Origin of the sequence: Aeromonas allosaccharophila, assembly GCF_000819685.1 — a bacterium.
Lineage (GTDB): Bacteria > Pseudomonadota > Gammaproteobacteria > Enterobacterales > Aeromonadaceae > Aeromonas > Aeromonas allosaccharophila.
In genome coordinates this window covers 1-1,013 of sequence record NZ_CDBR01000030.1, presented here as the reverse complement: position 1 = coordinate 1,013, position 1,013 = coordinate 1, and the positions used below count along the sequence as shown (strand labels likewise).

Here is a 1,013-nt window from a genome sequence, read left to right as displayed (position 1 = left end):
TTGCGCCGTGCCATCACCCCAGCCAACCAGCTTCTCGAGAACGACTCCTTGCGTTCTGCTACTCGTAGCACCGCCCGAGCGCCATGAATTAACAAGGTGCGCAGATAGCTGTCGCCACGCTTGCTGATCCCAAGCAGGTTCTGCTTACCACCGCTGGAGTGTTGCCGTGGCACTAACCCCAGCCACGCGGCCAATTGCCGGCCATTCTTGAAATTTTTCGCATTGCCGATGGAAGCAACCAGTGCGCTTGCGGTGATAGGGCCGATACCTGGCAGCTGGGCTAAGGTTTGGCTGGCGGCACTGTCCTTATGCCAGCGAACGATCGCGTCCTCCAATTCATTGACCTGCTTGTCGAGCATCTTGAGGTGCTCGTGAAGTCGCATTAACAAATGGCGAAACGTTCCTGGCAAGCCGTTTTCACTGTCCTCCAGCAGCTCGGGAACGTGTTTGCCTATGTGGGTGATGCCTTGAGGAAGGATGAACCCGTATTCTGCTAACAGGCCACGGATCTGGTTGGCTTGAGCAGTCCTGGCCTTGATGAAGCCTTGTCGAGCACGATGCAAGGCCAGGATGGCCAATTGTTCGCTGCTCTTTATCGGCACGAACCGCATGGTGGGCCGAGTCACCGCTTCACAAATAGCTTCTGCATCCGCAGCATCGTTCTTGTTGGTCTTTACATAGGGCTTAACGAACTGAGGCGCCATCAGCTTGACGGTATGCCCCAGCCCTTGCAATTTATTGGCCCAGTAATGGGCACTGCCGCATGCCTCCATGCCGATCAGGCTAGGAGGAAGATTGCTAAAGAATGAGAGCATCTGATCCCGCTTCAACTGTCGCTTGAGGACCGTCTTGCCATGTTGATCAACGCCATGTAATTGGAAGAGATGTTTTGCCAGATCGATGCCGATAGTCGTAGCCTTCATGGTGGTCGCCTCTCTCATCAGTGGGAACTTACATTCGCCACTTTGGCACTCTGATGCCATTTTGGGGAGGGGCGACCATCCCATTAACGC

Annotated in this window: 1 protein-coding gene; it reads right to left on the bottom strand. The window is 54.8% G+C overall.

Features of this window, described 5'->3' with window-relative positions; genetic code table 11:
- On the bottom strand, positions 1-923 hold a 923-nt coding region (locus tag BN1115_RS06230), incomplete at its 3' end, for an IS110 family RNA-guided transposase (RefSeq protein ID WP_042656502.1).
- Between the last annotated feature and the right edge of the window lie 90 nt (positions 924-1,013).